The organism is Polaromonas sp. P4_F6, from assembly GCF_056401275.1.
In genome coordinates this window covers 477,236-499,556 of the sequence record NZ_JBFUJQ010000001.1, presented here as the reverse complement: position 1 = coordinate 499,556, position 22,321 = coordinate 477,236, and the positions used below count along the sequence as shown (strand labels likewise).

Genomic DNA, 22,321 nt, shown 5'->3' with positions numbered 1-22,321 from the left:
CGAGCAGGTATCAGGCGAATATGATCATCACAAAGCTCCTCGGGGGGCTCGGAAACCAGATGTTTCAGTACGCGACCGGCCGATCACTGGCGCTGGCCAATGGGTGCGAGCTCAAGCTCGATACTTCGGCGTTTGACCGCCACGTGATCCACAGCGGATATGCGCTGGGGACATTTAACATCGCTGCCGACATCGCCTCTTTCACCGAGATCGGTAAGTTGGCGGGGTCGACTCACAAAATCCCTCGAATGATTCGGCACAAGCTCGGCATCCAGGGGAAAAGCTATTTCCGTGAAAAAGGCTTTGACTTCGATCCCGCTCTGTTGGAACTACGCGCCCCCGTGTATATAGAAGGTTACTGGCAGTCCCATAAATACTTTGAAAAATTTGCGGATCCAATCCGCGCGGAGCTGACGCCGAATCGACCTCTGCAGGGAAAGAATCTGCAGCTTGCGACAAGCATTTCGCAGAAAAACTCGGTGTCGGTCCATGTCCGGCGGGGCGACTACGTGTCGAACCCTGTGGCCAGCAGCGTTCACGGCTTTGTCGGCCTTGCTTACTACAAGCTGGCGCTGGACCGGATTTCCCGTGAGATCGACTCTCCCCACTTTTTCGTCTTTTCCGACGACCTGCCCTGGGCAAGAGAGCATCTTGAGTTCCTCGGGGATACCACCTTTGTAGACCATAATTCCGGCCCCGCCGCTTATGAAGATATGCGGCTGATGAGCCTGTGCAAGCACCATGTTATGGCCAATAGTTCGTTCAGCTGGTGGGCTGCGTGGTTGGGTTGGGTGCCTGGCAAAAAGGTTTTCTATCCGGCCAACTGGTTTTCGTCGAAGCTACATAACGTGTCCTCGTTGAATCCACCGGCGTGGATCCGCATAGGCCCGGAGGAGGTTCGTTGAAGCCCGATTCGCCCCTGGTTACCATCGGTTTGTCGATTTACAACGGCGGCACGACGCTAGTCGATGCCGTTAACTCCATACGAGCCCAGACTTATGAAAACTGGGAATTGATCCTGATCGATGACGGTTCGCGCGATGAGAGCGCGCACATCGCCAGGAGCTTTCCGGACCACCGGATTCTTGCGCTGTCGGACGGAATGAACAAAGGGCTTCCCGCGCGGCTGAACGAGGCGGTGGCGATGGCCCGAGGCAAGTATTTCTGCCGCATGGACCAGGACGATATTGCGTTTCCCCAGAGGCTGGCAACCCAGGTCGAATTTCTGGAGGCGCACCCCGACGTTGATCTGATCGCAGCGTCGGTGGTGGTGTTTCGCAATGACGGAAGCTTGACGGGTGTGATCGAAGTCGCGCAAAGCCACGAGGCCATAGGCCGCCGTCCGTGGAAGGGGTTCTATTTTCCACATCCGGCCTGGATGGGGAAAAAGAGCTGGTTCTCGGCGCACCGCTATGTGCCCGCCGCAGACGGCGCCGAGGACCAGCTGCTGTTGTACAGCGCGTTCGACACAAGCCGTTTTGCGGGCTTGCGAGAGGTGTTGCTTGCGTACCGGGAAGACAGTCGCGTATTCGGGAAAATGTATCGGAGGCGACTTGTATTCTGGCGTGCGATCGGCAAAGACGCGCTGGCCCGGCGCAAGTTCATGGACGCCGTGCTGCTCAGCATTCTGCAGCCCTTGAGAATTGCGGGTGACTTCCTTAATATCGGGCTTGGTGTCAGGTCGGCACGCAACACGCTGGGCTCCGTCGATGCGCAGACCCTGTCAACCTGGGCGGTCATATGGCGTGGCATTCGTGCGTGCCATTCCTCGGCCGAGAACGCTGCATTGGAAAAAAAATGAGAATCGCACTCACAGGCGCCAGCGGAAATTTTGGCCGAGAATTTCTGGCGCAATCTGATCACGATGTCATTGCCGTCAATCGCGGCGACTGGGATGATATTGACCAGGTGCTGTCTCGTGGGGTTGAGGTCGTAATACATGCCGCGAGTGACCTCCAAAGTTCGATGGCGCAGTCGCCCGTCAGGTTGCTCGATTCCAATCTCGTTACGACGGCCCGGTTACTCGAAGTGATGAGGGCCCATGAAATTCCCCGCCTGATCTTCATGAGCAGTTGCGCTGTTTACGGAGACAGTATTCGTTCCGGTGAGTCTAACGATTGCCAGCCTGCCAGTATCAACGGGATCAGCAAGTTGCTCAATGAAAAGATCATCTCCGAGTTTTGTGAGGCGAACCGCATCAAGCATGAAATATTGCGGGTCTTCAATATGTACGGGGGAACGGATCACTTCTCCATCCTGAGCCATATCCGCAAGGCCTTGCAGAACGGTACCCCGTTTACCTTGAACAATGCGGGAATCGCGCAGCGGGATTTCATTCATGTGACGGACGTCGCGGCGATTGTCCTGCAACTGCTGAAGCTCGATATTCCGCACACCACGCTGAACGTCGGAACGGGAATCGCGACAAAAGTTTCCACGCTGGTGGATCTGATAAGGGAGCGGCATCCGGAGCTGGCCATCCGGCCCAACAGCGTTCGTGAGGCCGAGTATTCCAGGGCTGATATCTCACGATTGAAAGCACTGTTTGACCACAAGTTCATTCAAATCGAGGACTATCTGGCAAGCAGTTTTGAGCGAGATTTGTTTTAATCCCATGGCCTCGGCAACGCAGCTGCCTGAAAACCCTGTTGGCCGCCGCAAGGTATGCATCGTGGCGACCGTGCCATTCGCCATCAACGTGTTCTTGGGCCCGCAGGTTAAGAGGCTCAGCCGAGATTACGACGTGACGATTTTGGCCAACGGAGTCGTCGGCGACCTGATCCCCGCCTTGACGGATATTCGTTTCGTACCTTTGGACATTGAGCGAAAAATTGCGCTCGGGCGCGACGTTGCGACAGTTTTTCGCCTTTGGCGCTTTTTCCGTGCGCAGCGGTTTGACGCCGTGCACTCCATCATGCCCAAGGCCGGTCTGTTGGCCATGCTGGCGGCCAAAGCCGCAGGCATACCCTTTCGCCTCCATACCTTTACGGGCCAGGTGTGGGCCACCCAGCAGGGATTCAGGAAGGCGCTGTTGAAGGCACTCGATGGCGTGATGGCTCATTGTGCAACCCGGGTCTTCGCCGACAGCTATTCCCAGCGCAAGTTCCTGATTGAGCAAAAAGTCGTGTCGCCTGGACGGATAGGTGTTTTGGCCGACGGTTCTGCGGCGGGCGTCGATATGAAACGCTTCAGCGCCGACCATGGGGCGCGCCTCGACCTGCGCAGGCGGTTGCAGATTCCGGAGAATGACATCCTGTTCCTCTTTGTGGGCCGCTTGACACGCGACAAGGGCTTGCTGGACCTGGCGCAAGCTTTCGCTCGTGTTGCGGCCGGCAATGAAAGCGTTCATTTAATGGTCGTTGGTCCCGATGAGGAGGGATTGAGCCGGGAAATTGCCGGTCTGGCACAAGCCATTTCCGGGCGAGTCCATATAGCCGGGTTTACCGATGAACCCGAGCGATACATGAGGGCTGCCGACGTGCTTTGCCTGCCAAGCTATCGGGAGGGTTTCGGCGCGGTCATCATAGAGGCCGCTGCAGTCGGGTTGCCAACCGTTGCTTCGCGCATCTACGGCGTGACCGATGCGGTCGAGGAGGGCGTGACCGGTATTCTTCATAAGCCCGCCGCGATTGCCGAAATCGCCGACGCCATGGCTTTGCTGGCCTCCCGCAAGGAAGTTCGCGAGGCGATGGGCAAAGCTGCACACGACAGAGTTGCCGAAAAATATTCAGAGGAGCGCGTAGTCGCCGCTTTTATTGATTTTTACCGATCGATATTGGGGGTTTGAGAACATTACGCCCGTATTTGCTGTTGCCAGATTCGGCAAAAGCATGCCCCATGCGGCGGGTGCATGCACCAACTGGGTTGGCGTACACTGCCATTCGTCCAATTTGAGGCGGCCGAGGTGGATACTGGGACCACAGTGCTCCGCCACCTACCAAGTGGGGCATGAATTCTGTTGTTCCTCTGCAACTGCCGATATTTCAGGCCTAGGGCGGGAGGATGTTCGCGGGGTGGGAAAATCGTGTTCCTGCGGATTCGCCCGTGTCCTGCATTCTTTAACCCCTGCTGTGTGTGCGACAGCCACCCTCCGAATTACCGCTTCATTAAAAAAGATCAGAGATGATTTTCAAAAATAAAACCCCCTGGTTGTGGGCCGTTGGCTTTGTGCTTGTGTTTCCTTTGTTTTTTCAACTCGGCGGCGGGATCTACCGGGATGTCAACCCCGTCATTGATTCGCAGGGCGTGTTGGCGACGTTGCCACTTCCGGTGTCCCTGCTGGCCTTCGCGGCACTGTTTGTTTTTTTCAAGCTCGGCAGTGTGCCGCGGATTCTTCCGGCGCTGGTAATGATCGGCGGCGTTGCTTTGGTTAGCCTGGTGTCGTTATGGCTCGGCAGTGACGGGGTGGTGCCGCCGGATCGCAAGCTGCTCATGATCGCGCAGGTCATGCTGCCCATCGCCGGCTTGTTGTTGGGCCAGTTGATCGAAGACCGCGACAAAATCATCGCTCGCGCATTTTTGGTTGTCGTCTCCATCGTAGTGCCGCTGCAGTTGCTGGCCTCCTGGCTGCAAGGCGGGCTGATTCTGACGCACTATCTGTATGTGTTCAGTATTTATTCACATTTTCAGTACGTGACCTTGATTTTCGTGTGTGCATATGCCTTTTCGCTGACTTCCCTCTKGGAAGAGCACCGCAAATGGCTTTGCGTCATGATGCTCCCGATGCTTGCCTACGTCACGGCGAGTCTTTCCTTTCTGACTATCTTTGCTTACCTCAGCCTCATGCTGGTCTTCCTGGGCTTGAAGCTCTACAAATACAGAGCCAAGGTAACTGTAAAGTCGGCTGCCATTTTCTTGATCCTTGCTGTCGTGGCGGGTGCAGGCGCGGTGGCCTATTTCAAGGAAATGAGCGTTTTTTCATTGGAGAAACACCAGAGGACGTTTCACGGAAAGTTTCAAAGTCTCGCGGAAGGAAAGATACCCACCAACGTGCAGGAGCGGCTTGGGGACTGGAAGTTCTTTGGGGGAGCGATCTTTGAAAGCGTAAAGACTGTGCTGGTCGGCCATCCGCAGCCCATGCCACGTGAAATCAAGTCGAGCCCGCATAACTGGTACATCGACATGGGCTACACCTTTGGTCTGGTTGGGATACTTCCGGTACTGATACTGGTTGCATACACGGCCAGACTTTGCTGGAAGCATAGGCGCACATTGCCGACCGAAACCTGGTGGTTGATGACGCTGGTTTTTTACTTGGTGATCGTCGACAGCAACTTTAAGGTCACGCTACGTCAGCCATATCCGGGGTTTTTTGCCTACTTCCTGTGGGGTTTGCTGTTGTCGCGTCTGCGCTCTCCAGCAGCGTCTCGGCAGGGCGTCTAGCATCACGGCTCCTATGAGCATGCATCGGGCGAGTTTGAAAGGCGGCATTCTGATCAGTACGGCAGGTGTCTTCGGATCGGCCTTTTTGTGGCTGCTCAGTTTCAAGGCCATGGCTTACTGGATGGGGCCGGAAGGCGTCGGGTTGTTCTCCCAGCTCAGGCAGATGGCTCAGGCCGCCACGATAGGCGCAACGTTCGGGGGGACCAATTCCGTGGTCCAAGGACTTGCTGAACGCGCGGAGGATGACGAGCGGCTGCGTTTTCGGGCCTCGGTGGCGCGGTTCATCGGCTTGGCTGGTGCTGGCGTCGTACTGTTGATGTTTGTGGCGGCACCACAGCTGACCTGGTTTTTCCTGTCGTCCAGCGCCCCGGATCTGGTGGCGACCGTTCGCTGGATTGGACTGGCCGTGTTGCTTAATGTCGGAGGGACTTATGCGATCGCGGTGTTAAACGGCTATCGTTCATATGCTTTTCTGGCAATAGCGCAGATTGCGGGGCCCGCGGCCATGGCGTTGCTATTGGCCGCGGCTTGGTTGTTGCGCCTGGCGCCGGACCCCCGGTTAATCGCCGGCTCTTTTGTGCTCTGTTTCGGCTTGACTTATCTGCTTGGCGTTGTCGGTCTGTCGCGTTTGCCGAAACCCGCAACCAATACAGCAGGCCGCTTGTCGGCGGTTCGGAGTCGTGCCTTCCTTCGGTTCGCCTTGTCGAATCTTGTCGCGGCCCTGGCCACTACCATCACCTTGCTGTTGGTTAGGTCATGGGTGATTGAAACGGAGGGTTTGGCTTTCGCGGGCCTCTTTGACGCGGGTTGGACGTTGACGTTCAATTACGCCACTCTTTTCCTGACGGCCTGCAGTGCGATCTATCTGCCCTTGCTGACGGCTGCAGTCAAGCCTGTCGACCAGAAGGCCTGCATGCTCAAGACGGCATATCTGGTGCTCGGCGCCAGCATACTGGGTTGTTATGCGATGGTTTTTTTGAAAGAGCCATTAATCAACTTGCTTTATAGCCCGCGGTTCCAGGAGTCCGGCAAAGTCCTGGTCGTGCTGGTGATTGCTGTGATATTTCGCGGCACTTCCTGGGTCTATGGAACTATGATTCTGGCCACGCGCAATTCGCGCGTGCTGGTGATTTCTGATCTCACCCTTAACTTGATGCTGCTTTGCACGACGCGCTATGCACTCGATCAGCACGCTTCGCTGCAAACTTTGAGCTGGGCGTTTGTGCTGCCGAATTTTCTCTATCTCGTATTCGTGGTCGAATATGCGTGTATGACGAACAAGCTTATGCGGCGGCGCCAGATCTGGCCCTTCTTGATGGTGGGGACCGCCCCCCTGTTTTATTTGGCTCTGAACCCGGAAAGCGCGCAGTTGGCATACTCCGAGCTTGCAAAATGGGCATGCTTGGCGGTGGGGCTGAGCGCAAGCGTCGCGTCCTTCTTTGCTTACAGGAAAGTTGCTTTGTGAAATTACTGAGACTTGACATCGAGCGTTACCATCGAATGCGAGGCCGACATTTGCCACTGTCCACGCTGGCGTTGCTGGGTGCTTGTCTCAATCCGCGGATGGCGCCTGTGGTGCTGTTGCGTCTTTCCGAGTTTTCCCACGCGCATCATTTGGGTGTGTTTGCCAAAATTTTCTCTATGCTGAATGTCATGATATTTGGCATTGAGACCTCACCGCAGGTCAAGATAGGCGGGGGGCTTTTCCTTCCGCACACGGTTGGCACGGTTATAGGCGCGGAGCGTGTCGGAGACAATTGCACCATCATGCAGGGCGTGACGCTGGGTGCGAGCGAACCCGACATGGGATTTACGGCTTCCATGCGGCCGGTGATTGGAAACGATGTGTTCATCGGCGCGGGCGCCAAGGTGATCGGCCGTATCCATATCGGCGATCACGCCAAGATAGGCGCCAATGCGGTGGTGCTGCGCGACGTACCGGCCCACGCGGTGGCCGTGGGTGTTCCCGCTACTGTAGTCAGCCGGAGCATGCCGGTCAGTTCAGAAAGCGAATGATATGGATCCGCTGCTCATAAGCGCTTCGCTGGTTCTTTACAAGCCAGATCTGCCCACCGTTGAACGCACGCTGCTGGCCCTCGAAGAGGCTGCGCGGACGGCGAGGCAGCACTACGCGCTGGAGCTCAGCCTGACGCTGGTCGACAATTCTGCTGATGCCGCCGAGTATCTTCGGGTGGCTCGTTGGCTTGAAGGTTTTCAAGCGAGGGTGCCCAACTGGACGCTGGAATTGCTGCGTTCACCGGGCAACCTGGGATACGGACGCGGCAATAACCTCGTCATCGAAAATGCCCGGTCCGACTATCATCTCGTCATCAATCCGGACCTTTTCGTGAATGCCGACGCATTGCTGGAGGCGCTGCGCTTCATGCAGACGCACGGCGGAGTGGGGATGCTAAGCCCATCGGTATACGGCGAGGACGGCTCGCGGCATTATCTTTGCAAACGCAATCCGACTTTGATGGTCATGTTTCTGCGCAGCTTTTCGCCGCCATGGCTTCAATCAAAGCTGCGCTCCGTAATCAACGAATTCGAGATGCGCGATTGCGACTATGACAAACCCATCCATCCTGTCGAGTATCCGACGGGATGTTTTATGTTCTTTCGCACCACGCCTCTTCAGGCGATCCGTGGATTCGACCCGGATTTTTTTCTTCATTACGAAGATGCGGACATCGGGCGAAGGATGCTTGCCGTGGCCGATGTGGTTTATGTACCCAGTGTCCGCGTCGTCCATCAGTGGGCACGTGATACGCACCGCTCGCTGCGATCGAAGTTTGTCACGGCCAAGTCGGGCTGGCTTTACTGGCGGAAATGGGGCGGTGTTTTCACCAGCAATGCTGTGGCCGCCCCTCGCGCGGCGGCCGCCACCGTTGCCCCCGCTGGTGCGGGCGTCGGACTTGCCTTGACGGGACGGCGAGTGCTTGTCACGGGCGCTAATGGTTTTATCGGCAAGGCCTTGTGCGACGCCCTGCCGGCCAGTGGCTGCACCGTGTTGGGTGTGGTTCGCAAAAATCCGGAGCCCGACACGCCGGCCGCCATGAAGCACCTCGCGATGGGCAACATTGATGAGCACACCCAGTGGGGCCCCTCTCTTTCGGGTGTCGACAGCGTGGTGCATCTTGCCGCTCGCGTCCATGTGATGAACGACACTGTTGCAGATCCACTGGCGGAATTCCGGCGGGTCAATGTAGCCCTTACTTTGAATCTGGCGCGCCAGGCGGCCGAAGCTGGCGTGCGGCGTTTTGTTTTTGTCAGTTCGGTCAAGGTCAACGGGGAGAAAACGGTAGTAGGGCAGCCGTTTACCGCCGACGACATGGTGCGGCCAACGGACCCCTATGGCGTCTCGAAGCTTGAGGCAGAAAAAGCGCTGATTGAACTGGCCAGGCAGACCGGCATGGAGGTGGTCATTGTCCGACCGGTGCTGGTCTATGGGCCCGGCGTCAAGGCCAATTTTCACGCAATGATGCGTTGGCTGCGCAAGGGTATTCCCATGCCTTTTGGGGCGCTGGACAATCGGCGTAGTCTGGTCGCGATCGATAATCTTGTGGACTTGCTCATAACCTGCTTGGTTCATCCGGCGGCGGCCAATCAGACCTTTTTGGTGAGCGATGGCGAAGACCTGAGTGTGACGGAGCTGTTGCAGCGCACCGCGGCGACCTTTGGACAGCCGGCCAGGCTGCTGCCGGCGCCGCTTTTCATGCTGAGGATAGCGGGGCGCATCTCGGGCACCGAGCACATCATCCAGCGGCTTTGCGACACGCTGCAGGTCGACATCAGCAAAACGCAGCGGCTGCTGGGCTGGAACCCACCTCTTTCCGTGGACGCGGCCCTCAGGAAAACCGCCCAGCAACTGCGGGATGAATAAGCCATGCGCGAAGGCCTAGAGACTGTTTTTGTCACCGGGGCGACCAGCACCATAGGTTCCTTGTTGATGCCCATGCTGGAGGAGCGCGGTGTTCCTGCCGCCGCGCTCGGGCGGAAACGGCCCGCGGGCCCGGCCGGTGGCGCCTGGCATCCCCTCGACCTGACCGACCATCATGCGCAGTTGCCCCCGGTCCAGGCCGGCGCCCTGATCCACACCGCAAGCCTCTGGCTGCTGCCGGGCTGGCTCGAAAAATTCCACGCGCGCGGCGTGCGGCGCGTCATTGCCTTCAGCTCGACCAGCCGCTTCACCAAGCTGGCCTCGGCCAGCCCTTATGAGCTGGAGGTGGTCAACAAGCTGATCGCCGCCGAGGAGCACCTGGCCGCCGATTGCGAGCGGCTGGGCATGGCCTGGACGATTTTCCGGCCCACGCTGATTTACGGCGGCGCCGGCGGGGACCGCAACGTGGCCGACATCGCGCGGCTGGTGCGCCGCTTCGGGTTTTTCCCGCGCTTCGGCCAGGCCCTGGGCCGGCGCCAGCCGGTGAATGCGCGCGACCTGGCCCTGGCCTGTGTGCAAAGCCTGGACGTGCCCGCCAGCTTCAACAAGGCCTACAACCTCAGCGGCGGTGAAACCCTGGCCTATGTCGACATGGTGCGGCGCATCTTTGAAACCCTGGGCCGCAAGCCGATGTTCATCCCCGTCCCGATCTGGGCCTTCCGTGTCGCGGTGCGGCTGGCGCGGCTGCATCCGCGCTTTTCGCACCTGACGGCCGACATGGCCCTGCGCATGCAGGCCGACCTGGTGTTCGACCACCAGGACGCCGCGCGCGACTTCGGCTACCGCCCTGGCCGCTTCGATCCGGCCTACCTGACCACGCTGCGCTGACCCGGCAACCCGGTACCGTGGAAGCGCCGGCTATGTTGCACAATGGCGCCATCCTCCCTTTTTAGACCTTTGGCCATGAGCGACACCCCCATGACTGATCCTGACCTCTCCCACGTCGGCCCGCGCGACAAGGCCGAAATCCTGGCCCAGGCCCTGCCCTACATCCGCAAATTCCACGGCAAGACCCTGGTCATCAAATACGGCGGCAACGCCATGACGGACCCGGCCCTGCAGGCCGACTTCGCCGAGGACGTGGTGCTGCTCAAGCTGGTGGGCATGAACCCGGTGGTGGTGCACGGCGGCGGCCCGCAGATCGAGGCCGCGCTGAACCGCCTGGGCAAAAAGGGCCATTTCATCCAGGGCATGCGCGTCACCGACGAGGAAACCATGGAAGTCGTCGAATGGGTGCTGGCCGGCCAGGTGCAGCAGGACATCGTGGGACTGATCAACCAGGCCGGCGGCAAGGCCGTGGGCCTGACCGGGCGCGACGGCGGCATGATCCGCGCGCAAAAGCTCAAGATGCTGGACAAGGATGACGCCTCCAAGGAGCACGACATCGGCTTTGTCGGCGACATCGTCAGCATAGACCCCAGCGTGGTCAAGGCCCTGCAGGACGACGCTTTCATCCCGGTGATCAGCCCCATAGGCTTCGGCGAGGAAAACGAGAGCTACAACATCAACGCCGACGTGGTCGCCGGCAAGCTGGCCACAGTGCTCAAAGCCGAGAAGCTGGTGCTGCTGACCAACACGCCCGGCGTGCTCAACAAGGCCGGCGAACTGCTCACCGACCTGAGCGCCCGCGAGATCGACGAACTGTTCGCCGACGGCACGATCTCGGGCGGCATGCTGCCCAAGATCGAGGGCGCGCTGGACGCGGCCAAGAGCGGCGTGAACTCGGTCCACATCATCGACGGCCGGGTGCCGCACGCCATGCTGCTGGAGATCCTGACCGACCAGGCCTACGGCACCATGATCCGAAGTCATTGATGACCCCCCGAAGCGCCTTCGGCGCCTCCCCCAGAGGGGGCGCCACCTGCGGCCCGGCAAAGCCGGTTCCGCGCTGGCACTCGTAGGAGACCCCATCGTATTGCTGAGGGCCTTGAAATGCGTTTACTTTTAGTGGAAGACGACGTGATGGTGGCCAGCGGCATCAAGCTGGGGCTTAGCGACGCCGGTTATGCGGTCGACTGGGTCGGCAGCGCCGAGCGGGCCGAGGAGGTCCTGCAGGGCGAAACCTTTGACGCCGCCATCATCGACATCGGCCTGCCGCGCATCGACGGGCTGGAGCTGACCCGGCGCCTGCGCCGCGGCGGCCTGGCCATGCCGGTGCTGATCCTGACCGCGCGCGACGCCCTGCAGGACCGCGTCCAGGGCCTGGACCTGGGCGCCGACGACTACATGGTCAAGCCCTTTGAGCTGCCCGAATTGCTGGCGCGCCTGCGCGCGCTGCTGCGCCGCTCGCAGGCCGCCACCAGCGCCACCCTGAGCTTCGGCGTGCTGGAACTCGACACCGCCAACCGCGAGGCGCGCGCCAACGGCCAACTGATAGAGCTGGGCCCGCGCGAATGGACGGTGATGGAATACCTCTTGATCAACGCCCCCAAGCCCGCCAGCAAGGACAAGCTCCTGCAGGCCATGACCGGCTGGGACAAGGAGATCACGCCCAACGCCATCGAGGTCTATATCTCGCGCCTGCGCGGCAAGCTGGAGCCGCACGGCATCGCCGTGCGCTCCATCCGCGGTTTTGGCTACCGCCTGGAATTGACGGAGGCCGCGCCCGGCTTGCCCGGCGCGGGCGCCGAGTAAGCGCCGCGCGCATGGACGCTCCCGGCCGTTCCTGGGCCGACCGCCTCAAGGCCCGACTGGCCGCCCTGGCCGCGCGAGCCGGCGACAGTCGCCTGGTGCCGCCGGCCATGAAGTCCGGCCTGCAGCGCCGCCTGCTCTTGCTGCTGCTGGTGCCGCTCGGGATTTTTGCGCTGGTCAGCGTTTACTTCGACTACCAGACCGCCGGCAACGTCGCGCTGCAAAAGGACCAGCAGCTGGCGCGGCTGATCCCCCTGCTGGCCGATTCCGTGGTGGGGCCCGGCATCACGCCCGGCGGGCGTGAGCCCTTGCTGCTGCTGGCACCCCCGGTGGATGACTTCCTCAAGGGCCGCATCGGCTTCGCCGGGTTCCGGATTTCCGATATCCAGGGCGAATTCATGGCGGGGGAAGACTGGATCCCCGAACTCCTGCCGGCCACGCATGAGACCGAGTTCCACAGCATCGAACACAAGGGCGTGACCTACCGCATCGCGGCCCAGCGCGCCAACACGGCCGCCGGCGAGCTGATCGTGCAGCTGGCCGACGGCTCGGACCCGCGCCAGCAGTGGGTGCGCTCCGTGCTGCTCAAGGTCATACTGCCCAACCTCATCCTGGTGATGGCCGCGGGTTTTGCGCTCAACTGGGCCGTCACGCGCGCGCTCAAGCCGCTGATCGAACTCAAGGATGCGGTGGAGCGCCGCAGCCCGCGCGACCTGAGCGCCATAGACCCGCAGACCACGCCCGCCGAGGTCCAGCCGCTGGTCAGCGCGCTGAACCGGCTGTTCGGCCTGGTCAACGACCAGGCCGAGGGCCAGCGCCGCTTTGTGGCCGACGCCGCGCACCAGCTGCGCACGCCGCTGGCCGGGCTGCAGGCGCAGGTCGAGGCCTGGGCCCAGGCGGCGCGGGTCGCGCAGGCCGCGGGTTCGGACGGCGCCGTCACGCTGTCGGCCGAGAAAATCACCAAGCTGCGCAACGCGACCCGCCGCACCTCGCAGCTGGCCAACCAGCTGCTGGCGCTGTCGCGCGCCGACGCCACGGCCGCCGCCGCCCAGCCCATGCAGCGGGTGGACCTCAAGGACCTTTGCGAGTCCATACTGCCGCTGCACCTGGACGCCGCCGCCCGCAAAGGCATAGACCTGGGGCTGGAGGCCGAGCCCGCCCAGACCACGGGTTATGAATGGCTGCTGCGCGAACTGCTGGGCAACCTGGTCGACAACGCCGTCAAGTACACGCCGGCCGGCGGCACCGTCACCCTGCGCTGCGGCCTCAGCGCTGGTCTGCCGCCGCCGGACGCCGGCGGCGACCCCGAGCATCCGCGCTGGGGCGTGTTCCTGGAAGTCGAGGACGACGGCCCCGGCATTGCGCCCGATGAGCGCGCCAAGGCCTTGCAGCGTTTTTACCGGGTCCAGGGCACGGAGGGCGAGGGCAACGGCCTGGGCCTGGCCATTGCCAGCGAAATTGCCCGCGTCCACCATTCGCAGCTGGAGCTGGGCGACGGCGGCACCGAGGCCTCGGGACCGCGCGGATTGCGGGTGCGCCTGAGTTTGTAGTCCGCCCGCCACAGTGAGCGCTCGCTGTTACGAAACAGAACGTTGTAGCTACGCCTCACGCGTTAAAACCCGGGCTGCTCAAGGCCTGAACCGTCACTTCCCTGTGCGAGAATGAATTGCAACGATATCCGGTTTTTTGAAACATTCTCCACTCGATCGCCTATGTCCGACCTTGCGCCTGAATCCGAACTGAGCCCCCAGGGCACGCCAGCCTCCGCCGAGCCTGCGGTGCGCAAGCGCCCCAAACCGGGGGAGCGCCGGGTCCAGATCCTGCAGGCGCTGGCGACCATGCTGGAGCAGCCGGGCGCCGAACGCATCACCACCTCGGCCCTGGCGGCCAGGCTGGAAGTCAGCGAAGCGGCGCTTTACCGCCATTTCGCCAGCAAGGCCCAGATGTTCGAGGGCCTGATCGAATTCATAGAGCAAAGCGTCTTCACCCTGATCAACCAGATCGGCGAACGCGAGCCCGACCACTCGATTCGCACCCGCAAGCTGGTGGTCATGGTGCTGCAGTTCGCCGAGAAAAACCCCGGCATGACCCGCGTCATGGTCGGCGATGCCCTGGTGTTTGAAAACGAGCGCCTGCAGGAGCGCATGAACCAGTTCTTCGACAAACTGGAATCCAGCCTCAAACAAAGCCTGCGCGACGCGGCAGCCGCCAGCGGCGCCGCCACCCCTACGGTGGACGCCCAGGTGCGCGCCTCGGTCATTGTGGCCTTTATGGTCGGGCGTTTGCAGCGTTTTGCCCGCTCGGGCTTCAAGCGCCTCCCGTCAGAGCACCTCGAAGCCAGCCTGGCAACGATATTGGGCTGACCCCTATCGTTGTGGCACTTCGTGTCGCGCCTTTTTCCCTTGCAGGGGACGGGCGCCTTGGGGCCGGCAAAGCCGGACCCCGCTGGAAAAAGAATCACCCCTATCGGACACGCACTTCGTGTCGTGCCTTTTCCCCTTCCAGGGGACGGCGCCTGCGGCCGGGCAAAGCCCGTTCCGCGGCCCCTGCTTGGCGTTTTTCCTGACCGCTAGAGGCTGAGCCCCACCTTGCCGGCAGCACCCGCAATTTCTTCCCAGGTGCTGGCATCAATGTCTATGCCGTCACGCTCGCGCTCCACGCGCGCGCGGCGTTCGGGCTCGCCGGCAATCTGCACGCCGTGCTCGCCGTCGGCCGGCGGGCTTTTGCGCAGCCACTCCACAAAAGCCAGGGCCTCGGTTTCCATGGCCGATTGTGTGCCCAGCTTGCCCGGGTCTATCAGTATGGTCAGCATGCTGTTGTAGACCGCGCGCGTGTTCACCGCCGGGTGGTGCCAGGTGCCGCCGCCGGTCAGCGCGCCGCCCAGCAGTTCGCAGGCCACGGCCAGGCCGTAACCCTTGTGTTCGCCAAAAGGCATGAGGGCGCCGAAAAAACCGTTGGCCTGCGGCACCACCACTACCCCGGGGTCGGTGGTCGGCTGGCCATGCTCGTCGATCAGCAGGCCGGGGGGCACAGCCTTGCCCTGGTTGTGCGCCACGCGCATCTTGCCCTGGGCCACGCGGCTGGTCGCGAAGTCCAATACAAAGGGCGGGGCATCCTTGAGCGGCACCCCTATGCAGCAGGGATTCGTGCCGTAGCGGCCGTCGGCGCCGCCCCAGGGCGCCACCACGGGCCGCGTCATGACGTTGACGAAATGCAGCGACACCAGGCCCTGGGCCACCGCCATCTCGGCGAAATGGCCTATGCGCCCCAGGTGGTGCGATTCGGCCAGCGCCAGGATGCAGCTGCCCTGCTCTTTGGCGCGGGCCATGCCCAGCAGCATGGCCTGCTCGCCGACCACCTGGCCGTAGCCGCGCTGGCCATTGAGGCTCAGCAGCGCGCCGGCGTCCAGCACGGTCTTGACCTGCGCATTGGGCGTGAGCCCGCCTTCGAGCACCGCATCCACATAACGCGGGAGCATGCCCACGCCGTGCGAGTCGTGGCCGCTGAGGTTGGCCATGACCAGGTTGGAGGCGACTTTGTCGGCTTCTTCGGCCGAGCTGCCGGCGGCGACGAGGATGCGGGCGCAGTGGGCGCGCAGGGCTGGGGCTTGGATGTTTTTTTGCATGGACCTTGGAAGATGAGGGTGAGGTTTACATCACGGCGCCGACTTGCCAGGGCACGAACTCGTTCTGGCCGTAGCCGTGTTTTTCGCTCTTGCTGGGTTCGCCCGAGGCCGTGGCCAGCACCATCTCGAAGATGCGCTGCCCCATCTCCTGCACCGACACGCCGCCGTCGATGATTTCGCCGCAGTTGATGTCCATGTCTTCTTCCTGCCGCTGCCACAGCGCCGAGTTGGTGGCGAGCTTGAGCGAAGGCGAGGGCGCGCAGCCATAGGCCGAGCCGCGGCCGGTGGTAAAGCAGATGATGTTGGCGCCGCCGGCCACCTGGCCCGTGGCGCTGACCGGGTCGTAGCCCGGCGTGTCCATATAGACAAAACCGTGCGCGCCCACGGGTTCGGCGTATTCATAAACCGCCTCGAGGTTGGAGGTGCCGCCCTTGGCGACCGCGCCCAGCGATTTTTCGAGGATGGTGGTCAGGCCGCCGGCCTTGTTGCCGGGCGAAGGGTTGTTGTTCATCTCGCCATCGTTGATTTCGGTGTAGTGCTCCCACCACTTGATGCGCGAGATCAGCTTCTCGGCGATCTCGGGCCGCACCGCGCGGCGCGTGAGCAGATGCTCGGCGCCGTAGATCTCGGGCGTCTCGCTGAGGATGGCGGTGCCGCCGTGGGCCACCAGCAAGTCCACCGCCGCGCCCAGCGCCGGGTTGGCGCTGATGCCCGAATAGCCGTCGGAGCCGCCGCACTGCAGGCCTATGGTGATGTGGGCAGCGCTGCAGGGTTCGCGTTTGACCGCGTTGGCCTGCGGCAGCATCTCCTTGATCATGGCGATGCCCTTGGCCACGGTCTTGGCCGTGCCGCCCGTGTCCTGGATGCTGAAGACGCGCAGGGTTTCACCCTCGCGCAGGCTGCCGTGGGCCAACCAGGCATTGATCTGGTTGGACTCGCAGCCCAGGCCCACCACCAGCACGCCCGCGAAGTTGGGGTGCGTGGCATAACCGGTCAGCGTGCGCTGCAGGATCTGCAGGCCCAGGCCGTCGGAGTCCATGCCGCAGCCCGTGCCGTGCGTGAGCGCGACCACGCCGTCGACGTTGGGAAAGTCTTTCAGCGCCGAGGGGTTGTTCTGCCGCGAAAAATGGTCGGCGATCGCGCGCGCCGCCGTGGCCGAGCAGTTGACGCTGGAGAGTATGCCGATGTAGTTTCGCGTGGCCACGCGGCCGTCGGGCCGCTTGATGCCCATGAAGGTCGCCTCGCGCCTGGCGGGCGCCGGTTTCACGTCGGCGCCGAAGGCGTAGTCGCGCGCGAAGTCGCCTTTGTCGGGCCCCATGTCGAGGTTGTGCGTGTGCACATGCTCGCCGGGCGCAATCGGCTTGCTCGCAAAGCCGATGATCTGGTTGTAGCGCCGCACCGGCTCGCCCGCGGCCAGCGCGCGCGTGGCGATCTTGTGGCCGGAGGGGATCAGGCCGCGCACGGTGATGTTTTCGACCTGGGTGCCGCCCACCAGCTGGGCTCGGGCAATCAGGACGTCGTCGGCGGGGTGCAGTCGGATAAAGGGTGTCATGGCGTGGGTTTCAGTGTTTTCAGTCAAGTGCCATCGCGGAACCGGCTTTGCCGGGCCGCGGGTGGCGCCCCCTTAAGGGGGAGGCGCCGAAGGCGCTTCGGGGGTGATTGTTTCATTTTCAATAAAACATCTTCGGCAACCAGAGTACCAAGCGGGGGAAGTAGGTGATGATGCCCAGGCTCAATAGCAGCGGCACCAGCCAGGGCAATATGGCCACGGTGGTGCGCTCCACCGAAAGATTGGCCACGCGCGCCAGCACAAACAGCACCATGCCCATGGGCGGGTGCAAGAGGCCGATCATGAGGTTGAGCACCATGACCAGGCCGAAATGCACAGGGTCTATGCCCAGCTGCGCGGTGATGGGCAGCAGGATGGGCACCAGGATGGTGATGGCGGCAGTGGGCTCCAGGAAGCAGCCGACAAACAGCATCAGCAGGTTGGCCAGCAGCAAAAACACCCAGGGGCTTTGGGTAAAGCCCAGCACCCAGGCGGCGATCGCGGTGGTCACGCCGGTGGCCGTCAGCATCCAGCCGAAGATGGACGCGGCCGCCACGATGAACAGCACGGTGGAGGTGGTCTCGACGGTGTCCAGGCAGACCTTGACGAACATCTTGAACTTCAGCGCCTTGTACCACCAAAAGCCCAGCACCATGGCCCAGACGCAGGCCGCGATCGCGCCCTCGGTAGGCGTGAACAGGCCCGTCGTCATGCCGCCTATCAGCAGCACCGGCGTCATGATGGGCAACACGGCCTCGAATTTAAAAATCTTGTCGAGCACAAACAGCGCCACCAGCCCGGCAATCACCGTCGCCTGCGCGGGCGCGCCCGCCATGGTGATCAGTGCCCACAGCACCAGCGGCCAGGCCGTCACCACCGCCAGCTCGACCAGGGCCTTGCCCAGGCGGCTGGCCGAGAACTTGATGTCGGCGCCCCATTTGTTCTTGTGGGCAAAGTAGGCCACGGTCAGCATCATCAGCACCGCCATCAACAGGCCCGGCAGCAGCCCGGCCAGGAACAGCGCGCCAATCGACACATTGGCCATCATGCCGTAGATCACAAAAGGCAGGCTGGGCGGGATGATGGGGCCCAGCGTGGCCGAGGCGGCCGTCACGCCGACGGCGAATTCCGAGGAGTAGCCGTGCTCCTTCATGGCCTTGATCTCGATGGTGCCCAGGCCGGCCGCATCGGCGATCGCCGTGCCGCTCATGCCGGCAAAGATCACCGAGCCCAGCACGTTGACGTGGCCCAGGCCGCCCTTGAGCCAGCCCACCAGCGCCAGCGCGAAGTTGTAGATGCGGGTGGTGATACCGGCGTTGTTCATGAGGTTGCCGGCCAGGATGAAGAAGGGCACGGCCAGCAAGGGGAAGCTGTCTATGCCCGACACCATGCGGTGTATCACCACAAAAGGCGGCAGGTTGCCGGTGACCAGGATGTAGACCAGCGAGGCGCCCGCCATGGCGACGGCGACCGGGATGCCGGCGCCCATGAAGATCAGGAAGAATATTTTGAGCATGATGGTGAGGGGTCTGTCGCGTTCAGCGGTCTTGCATGGTGGATTCGGGGCGCTCCAGCACGCTGTAGCCGCGGCGGTAATGGATCAGCGCCACTTGCAGTGACCGGACCAGCATGGCCGCAAAGCCCAGCAGGCACACGCCGTAGACGATGTTCATGGGCAGGTCCACGATGGTCATGCGGGTCTGGTTGCCGATCTTGGCCATCATCTGCCCGGTCATGAACACGGCAGCGCCGTAAAAGGCGATGCGCAGCGCGTCCGTCAGCGTGGACATGGCCCGGCCCATCTTCGCCGGCATGTGGCGGTAGAAAAAATCCACCTGGATGTGGTTGTTCTTGGCCACGCCTATGGCCGCGCCTATGAAGACCACGGCGATCAGCTCGTAACGCGCGATCTCCTCGGTCCAGGCGGCCGAGTCGTTGAAAACATAACGCGTGACGAACTGGTACAGCACCGTGGCCCCCAGCAGCCAGAAAAATGCCAGGGCCACCCAGCCCTCGGTCGTGGTGGTGGCCAGGTCCACCACCTCGTCCTCGGTGTGGAATGACCCGTCGTCGCCGATGATTTTTTCGGTCATCGTGTCTCCTTTCTTTTAGATCTTTACCAGCAGAGCGCCGGTAGTCATCCGAAAAGCGTAGCGAGCGGTCCGAGGTCGCTCCGAGAAGCGCAGCCGTACTCCAGTACGGCGAGCATCACCGGTGCGAGATCGGATCGCGCAGTAGCTTTGCGGGTGGCTACCGCAGGTTGATGATGCGGTCGTAGTCTGCCTGGCGGTAACCCTGATCGGCAGGCGTGGTGCTCTTGAGCACCGCGGCGCGGAAGGCGTCCTTGTCGACCGTGATCACGTTGTTGCCCTTCTTTTTGAACTCATCGACCAGCCGGGCCTCGGAGGCGATGATCTCGCGGCCGGTTTTTTCGGCGGCTTCCAGCATCACGTCGCTGAAGATCTTTTTCTCGTCGGCGGTGAGCTTGCCCCAGAGCTGGCCCGAGACCACGGTCAGCAGCGAATCGACGATATGGCCGGTCAGCGAGATGTTTTTTTGCACCTCATAGAACTTCTTGGCTTCTATGGTCGGCAGCGGATTCTCCTGCGCGTCCACCGTGCCGTTTTGCAGCGCCAGGTAGACCTCGGCAAAGGCAATCGGCGTCGGGTTGGCGCCCAGCGCCTTGGGAAAAGCCATATAGGCCGGTGCGTCGGGCACGCGGATCTTCAGGCCTTTCATGTCTTCAGGCTTGGTGATGGGGCGGGCCGCGCTGGAGGTCACATGGCGCGCGCCGTAATAATTGAGCGCGGTGATGTGGTTGCCGCTTTTCTGGTCGTAGCCGGCGGCCAGCTCCTTGAAGACGTCGCTCTTGGCGAACTTGAGCTGGTGCTCGGCGTCGCGGAAGATGAAGGGGAAGTAACCGATGGCCAGCGGCTGGTAGGTGCGGCCGGCAAAACTCGCGCCGGTGAGGATGATGTCCACCGTGCCCAGGGTCAGGCCCTGGTTGATGTCGGCCTCCTTGCCCAGCGTGGAAGCCGGGAACACCTGGATCTCGTACTTGCCGTTGGTGCGCTTCTTGATTTCGTCGCCGGCCCAGACCGACCATTTGTGGAAGGGCTCCGAAGTTTCATAGACGTGCGCCCATTTCAGCTTCGTTTGCGCCGAGGCCATGCCGGAAAAGCCCAGGGCGCCTGCCATCAGCGCGCAGGCGACCAGGGTTTTGACGGCAAATCGTTTGGTGTGGAAGGTATTCATGGTTGTCTCCTCAAAGGGTGTGCTGGCATGAAAGGAAAAAGCGGCCGTGCGCGCCAGCGCGCAGGCCGTGAAGCCTGCTGCCTCAGTTCTTCAGGTTGAGCTTGGTCACCAGTTGCTTGAAGGTGTCGTTGTCGCGCACCATCTGCGCCTTGAAGGCGGGGCCGTCGGCATAGGCATAACCCAGGTTGAGCTTGTCCATGACCTCTTTCATGATGGGTTCTTCGGCGGCCTTTTTGGTCATGGCGCGTATGTAGTCCACCACTTCCGGCGGCGTGCCCTTGGCCACGCCCAGGCCGCGCCAGGTGCCTATGGACAAGTCGATTTTGCGTTCCTTGAGCGTGGGCACATTCTCAAAACCCTTGACACGCTGGTCGGCCATCACGCCCAGGATCTTGAGCTTGCCGGCGGCCACGTGCACGGCGACTTCGGCCGGGCTCACGCCCACGGCGTCCACATGGCCGCCCAGCAGCGCCAGCACGGCGGGGCCCGCGCCCTGGAAGGGAATGTGGCTGAACTTGGCGCCGGTTTTTTCTTCGAGTGAAGCGGCGGCCAGGTGCCAGATGGAGCCGTTGCCGGCGTTGCCGACCTTCACGTCGCTGCCGGTTTTTTTGGCGGCGGCGAGGAAATCCTCGATCGTGTTGTAGGGCGAATCCGCGCGCACCGTGATGGCGGCAGGGTCGGCATTGAGGCGGGCGATCGGAATGAAATCGTCCTGCGTGATCTTGGTGATGCCCAGGTGCGGGAGGATGGTCACTTCCACGAACAGCATGGCGATCTTGTAGCCGTCGGGCTTGGCGTTCGCCACGTCAGCCAGGCCGATCGCGCCGCTGGCACCCGCCTTGTTGTAGACCACCAGCGGCTGGGTGGTGTATTTTTTGGCCGCTTCGGCATAGGCGCGCGCCAGCGAGTCGGTGCCGCCGCCGGGCTGGAAGGCCACCATCACTTCAATCGGCTTGTTGGGGTAGGGCTGGGCCGTGGCGATGGCACACAGGCCCGTGGACAGCAGCAGCGCCGCGGCCAGTCGCTTGGTGTGGGTCAGGAAATTCATGTTTGTCTCGCTTTCTTTTGTTGTAGTGCCAAGTTGCGGTTGAGGGAAATCTCCGGGTGCGGGAATGCTTCTTCTTATTTTTTGGGAGTCTTCTGGTGCTTGGTCCGGCGCCAGCTCACGCTGAAGCGTTTGTGCGAATGGTCCATGTGTTCATGCATGGCCGCGCGCGCGGCATCGGGGTTGCGGTCGCGCACGGCTTCAAAAATTGCCTGGTGCTCCGCAATGGCCGAGCGCCAGGACTCCACGGTTTCAAAATGGCCGCCCAGGCGCTCGAACAGCGGGCCGCGCCGCGAGTCCCAGAAGCGCTGTACGGTTTCGATCAGCACCACGTTGCCGCAGGACTCGACGATGGCGCTGTGGAAAGCCCGGTCGCCTTCCAGCGGCAGCACGCCGCGGTCGGCGTCGGCCTGCATGCTGGCGATGGCCTTGGCCATCGCCTCTATGTGCTTGCGCTTGGCCTGGGTGGCGGCCATGGCGGCGACTTCGCCCTCCACCACGCGGCGCGCGCGTATCAATTCCAGCGGGCCCCATTCGTCGGGGGGTATCTCCCCGGCCCGGCCGTTGCCGGTACTGGGCGCGCCGCTGCGGTCCAGTACATAGACGCCTGAGCCGGTGCGCACCTCGACCCAGCCCTCGACTTCCATCGCGATCAGCGCCTCGCGCACCGAGGGCCGGCTCACGCCCAGCTGGCGCGCCAGGTCGCGCTCGGCCGGCAGGCGCGCGCCCACGGCCCATTCGCCGGCGGAGATCAGCGTGCGCAGCTGCTCGGCGATCTGGCGGTACAGGCGTTGCGGTTCGACGGTCTGCAGGGGCATGGAAGGCGATGCGAAAAGGGGGTAAAGGGAAGAATGGGCGGCTTAAGGGTAAGCCAGAATTGGACAAGTGGTCAGA

General features: G+C 62.2%; 20 protein-coding genes. 13 read left to right on the top strand and 7 right to left on the bottom strand.

Features of this window, described 5'->3' with window-relative positions; translation table 11 throughout:
- Positions 1 to 20 precede the first annotated feature (20 nt).
- From AC1DUN_RS02350 to slmA, 13 genes are all read left to right on the top strand, one after another.
- Positions 21 to 905: an alpha-1,2-fucosyltransferase gene (locus AC1DUN_RS02350; protein ID WP_477712538.1), complete on the top strand. Its 885-nt coding sequence runs from the start codon at positions 21 to 23 to the stop codon at positions 903 to 905.
- A complete protein-coding gene (locus AC1DUN_RS02345) occupies positions 902 to 1,801 on the top strand; it encodes a glycosyltransferase family A protein (RefSeq protein ID WP_477712537.1) in 900 nt (299 codons plus the stop codon). The genes AC1DUN_RS02350 and AC1DUN_RS02345 overlap by 4 nt, the downstream gene beginning before the upstream one ends.
- Positions 1,798 to 2,610 carry an NAD-dependent epimerase/dehydratase family protein gene (locus tag AC1DUN_RS02340; RefSeq protein ID WP_477712536.1) on the top strand — a complete coding sequence of 271 codons (813 nt, stop codon included), beginning with the start codon at positions 1,798 to 1,800 and terminating at the stop codon, positions 2,608 to 2,610. The genes AC1DUN_RS02345 and AC1DUN_RS02340 overlap by 4 nt, the downstream gene beginning before the upstream one ends.
- Complete coding sequence (locus AC1DUN_RS02335) at positions 2,546 to 3,787, top strand: glycosyltransferase (RefSeq protein WP_477712535.1); 1,242 nt, start codon at positions 2,546 to 2,548, stop codon at positions 3,785 to 3,787. The genes AC1DUN_RS02340 and AC1DUN_RS02335 overlap by 65 nt, the downstream gene beginning before the upstream one ends.
- 335 nt (positions 3,788 to 4,122) lie before the next feature.
- Positions 4,123 to 5,382 (top strand): hypothetical protein, encoded by a 1,260-nt coding sequence (locus AC1DUN_RS02330; RefSeq protein ID WP_477712534.1) that lies wholly within the window; start codon positions 4,123 to 4,125, stop codon positions 5,380 to 5,382.
- A 13-nt stretch (positions 5,383 to 5,395) separates the two neighbouring features.
- Positions 5,396 to 6,847: an MATE family efflux transporter gene (locus tag AC1DUN_RS02325; RefSeq protein ID WP_477712533.1), complete on the top strand. Its 1,452-nt coding sequence runs from the start codon at positions 5,396 to 5,398 to the stop codon at positions 6,845 to 6,847.
- Positions 6,844 to 7,398, top strand: coding sequence for a serine O-acetyltransferase (locus tag AC1DUN_RS02320; RefSeq protein ID WP_477712532.1), 555 nt, complete (start codon positions 6,844 to 6,846; stop codon positions 7,396 to 7,398). Before AC1DUN_RS02325 ends, AC1DUN_RS02320 begins: the two co-directional genes overlap by 4 nt.
- A 1-nt stretch (position 7,399) precedes the next feature.
- The gene (locus AC1DUN_RS02315; RefSeq protein ID WP_477712531.1) at positions 7,400 to 9,265 is read left to right on the top strand and encodes an NAD-dependent epimerase/dehydratase family protein; all 1,866 of its coding nucleotides are present in this window, start codon (positions 7,400 to 7,402) and stop codon (positions 9,263 to 9,265) included.
- Positions 9,266 to 9,268: 3 nt separating this feature from the next.
- A complete protein-coding gene (locus tag AC1DUN_RS02310; RefSeq protein ID WP_477712530.1) occupies positions 9,269 to 10,150 on the top strand; it encodes an NAD-dependent epimerase/dehydratase family protein in 882 nt (293 codons plus the stop codon).
- 90 nt (positions 10,151 to 10,240) lie between these two features.
- Entirely contained in the window at positions 10,241 to 11,137 is an 897-nt protein-coding gene (argB, locus tag AC1DUN_RS02305) for an acetylglutamate kinase (protein ID WP_477712529.1), read from the top strand.
- 117 nt (positions 11,138 to 11,254) lie between these two features.
- Entirely contained in the window at positions 11,255 to 11,956 is a 702-nt protein-coding gene (locus AC1DUN_RS02300; protein WP_477712528.1) for a response regulator, read from the top strand.
- Positions 11,957 to 12,063: 107 nt separating this feature from the next.
- Positions 12,064 to 13,503: an ATP-binding protein gene (locus tag AC1DUN_RS02295; protein ID WP_477713117.1), complete on the top strand. Its 1,440-nt coding sequence runs from the start codon at positions 12,064 to 12,066 to the stop codon at positions 13,501 to 13,503.
- Between the two features lie 162 nt (positions 13,504 to 13,665).
- On the top strand, positions 13,666 to 14,316 hold the full coding sequence (gene slmA, locus AC1DUN_RS02290; RefSeq protein ID WP_413329049.1) for a nucleoid occlusion factor SlmA: 651 nt from the start codon (positions 13,666 to 13,668) through the stop codon (positions 14,314 to 14,316).
- 206 nt (positions 14,317 to 14,522) lie between these two features.
- Here slmA and AC1DUN_RS02285 read toward each other — a convergent pair whose 3' ends face one another.
- From AC1DUN_RS02285 to AC1DUN_RS02255, 7 genes are all read right to left on the bottom strand, one after another.
- Positions 14,523 to 15,578, bottom strand: coding sequence for a malate/lactate/ureidoglycolate dehydrogenase (locus tag AC1DUN_RS02285; protein ID WP_477712527.1), 1,056 nt, complete (start codon positions 15,576 to 15,578; stop codon positions 14,523 to 14,525).
- A gap of 25 nt (positions 15,579 to 15,603) precedes the next feature.
- Positions 15,604 to 17,130, bottom strand: coding sequence for a UxaA family hydrolase (locus AC1DUN_RS02280; protein ID WP_477712526.1), 1,527 nt, complete (start codon positions 17,128 to 17,130; stop codon positions 15,604 to 15,606).
- 118 nt (positions 17,131 to 17,248) lie between these two features.
- A complete protein-coding gene (locus AC1DUN_RS02275) occupies positions 17,249 to 18,643 on the bottom strand; it encodes a TRAP transporter large permease (RefSeq protein ID WP_477712525.1) in 1,395 nt (464 codons plus the stop codon).
- Between the two features lie 22 nt (positions 18,644 to 18,665).
- On the bottom strand, positions 18,666 to 19,220 hold the full coding sequence (locus AC1DUN_RS02270; protein ID WP_477712524.1) for a TRAP transporter small permease: 555 nt from the start codon (positions 19,218 to 19,220) through the stop codon (positions 18,666 to 18,668).
- Between the two features lie 157 nt (positions 19,221 to 19,377).
- Positions 19,378 to 20,382 (bottom strand): sialic acid TRAP transporter substrate-binding protein SiaP, encoded by a 1,005-nt coding sequence (locus tag AC1DUN_RS02265; protein WP_477712523.1) that lies wholly within the window; start codon positions 20,380 to 20,382, stop codon positions 19,378 to 19,380.
- Positions 20,383 to 20,464: 82 nt separating this feature from the next.
- On the bottom strand, positions 20,465 to 21,430 hold the full coding sequence (locus AC1DUN_RS02260; protein WP_477712522.1) for a tripartite tricarboxylate transporter substrate binding protein: 966 nt from the start codon (positions 21,428 to 21,430) through the stop codon (positions 20,465 to 20,467).
- A gap of 74 nt (positions 21,431 to 21,504) precedes the next feature.
- Positions 21,505 to 22,245 carry a FadR/GntR family transcriptional regulator gene (locus AC1DUN_RS02255; RefSeq protein ID WP_477663234.1) on the bottom strand — a complete coding sequence of 247 codons (741 nt, stop codon included), beginning with the start codon at positions 22,243 to 22,245 and terminating at the stop codon, positions 21,505 to 21,507.
- Positions 22,246 to 22,321 lie beyond the last annotated feature (76 nt).

Bases quoted from the DNA above. Each gene is read 5' to 3' on its own strand.
- AC1DUN_RS02350 (WP_477712538.1), top strand. From the start codon at position 21: ATGATCATCACAAAGCTCCTCGGGGGGCTCGGAAACCAGATGTTTCAG.
- AC1DUN_RS02340 (WP_477712536.1), top strand. From the start codon at position 1,798: ATGAGAATCGCACTCACAGGCGCCAGCGGAAATTTTGGCCGAGAATTT.
- AC1DUN_RS02325 (WP_477712533.1), top strand. From the start codon at position 5,396: ATGAGCATGCATCGGGCGAGTTTGAAAGGCGGCATTCTGATCAGTACG.
- AC1DUN_RS02315 (WP_477712531.1), top strand. From the start codon at position 7,400: ATGGATCCGCTGCTCATAAGCGCTTCGCTGGTTCTTTACAAGCCAGAT.
- AC1DUN_RS02310 (WP_477712530.1), top strand. From the start codon at position 9,269: ATGCGCGAAGGCCTAGAGACTGTTTTTGTCACCGGGGCGACCAGCACC.
- argB (WP_477712529.1), top strand. From the start codon at position 10,241: ATGACTGATCCTGACCTCTCCCACGTCGGCCCGCGCGACAAGGCCGAA.
- AC1DUN_RS02300 (WP_477712528.1), top strand. From the start codon at position 11,255: ATGCGTTTACTTTTAGTGGAAGACGACGTGATGGTGGCCAGCGGCATC.
- AC1DUN_RS02295 (WP_477713117.1), top strand. From the start codon at position 12,064: ATGAAGTCCGGCCTGCAGCGCCGCCTGCTCTTGCTGCTGCTGGTGCCG.
- slmA (WP_413329049.1), top strand. From the start codon at position 13,666: ATGTCCGACCTTGCGCCTGAATCCGAACTGAGCCCCCAGGGCACGCCA.
- AC1DUN_RS02285 (WP_477712527.1), bottom strand. From the start codon at position 15,578: ATGCAAAAAAACATCCAAGCCCCAGCCCTGCGCGCCCACTGCGCCCGC.
- AC1DUN_RS02280 (WP_477712526.1), bottom strand. From the start codon at position 17,130: ATGACACCCTTTATCCGACTGCACCCCGCCGACGACGTCCTGATTGCC.
- AC1DUN_RS02275 (WP_477712525.1), bottom strand. From the start codon at position 18,643: ATGCTCAAAATATTCTTCCTGATCTTCATGGGCGCCGGCATCCCGGTC.
- AC1DUN_RS02270 (WP_477712524.1), bottom strand. From the start codon at position 19,220: ATGACCGAAAAAATCATCGGCGACGACGGGTCATTCCACACCGAGGAC.
- AC1DUN_RS02265 (WP_477712523.1), bottom strand. From the start codon at position 20,382: ATGAATACCTTCCACACCAAACGATTTGCCGTCAAAACCCTGGTCGCC.
- AC1DUN_RS02260 (WP_477712522.1), bottom strand. From the start codon at position 21,430: ATGAATTTCCTGACCCACACCAAGCGACTGGCCGCGGCGCTGCTGCTG.
- AC1DUN_RS02255 (WP_477663234.1), bottom strand. From the start codon at position 22,245: ATGCCCCTGCAGACCGTCGAACCGCAACGCCTGTACCGCCAGATCGCC.